The sequence below is a fragment of the Corynebacterium frankenforstense genome (assembly GCF_030211955.1).
Taxonomy (GTDB): domain Bacteria; phylum Actinomycetota; class Actinomycetes; order Mycobacteriales; family Mycobacteriaceae; genus Corynebacterium; species Corynebacterium frankenforstense_A.
The window spans coordinates 1-512 of sequence record NZ_JASODI010000047.1 but is presented as its reverse complement, the minus strand read 5'-3'; the positions used below and the strand labels follow the sequence as shown (position 1 = coordinate 512).

Annotated in this window: 1 protein-coding gene; it reads right to left on the bottom strand. The window is 60.2% G+C overall.

The window, feature by feature from the left end; genetic code table 11:
- On the bottom strand, positions 1-512 hold a 512-nt coding region (locus tag QP119_RS11485), incomplete at both ends, for a hypothetical protein (protein ID WP_284776298.1).

The window sequence follows — 512 nt, the reverse complement described above, 5'->3', positions numbered from 1 at the left end:
GTCTTCGTCGTCGACGACGGACCCGAACAATCCGCGTGCACACCGGTCAGCCAGGCATTAAGACCCATCGTCGGATCATGCGCGGCGGTCTCCTCCCGCCGGCCTTCGGTGGCGTCCTTGACGGTGGTGATCATCGCCTCCCACCTGGTCTGCGCGGCAGGTGACAGCCAGCCGACACCCGGCATCCACATGGGTGCCTTGATCAGATCGCCTGCCTGGTAGACCCATTTGGTCACCGCGATGGTGATGTTGTCCATTAAAAGCCTGTAGAACGCCTCAGTCAGACTGATCCCCTCCGAGCGGACCTTTGTCTGCAGGGCACTGTTGAGGATGCTCGCCTGATCATCAGGCAAGGTCAGGTAGTACTCGGTCAACCCGGGAATCGAGTCGTTCGACTCGAAGATCCCGGGAACAGGTGCCGGTTTGCCTTCTTCGTCGAAGTCTCGGGGCAGGCGGACCTTAGGGTCGTAGAGGTTGACCAGTTCGTTGATCTTGTCGCTGATCTTCGCCGT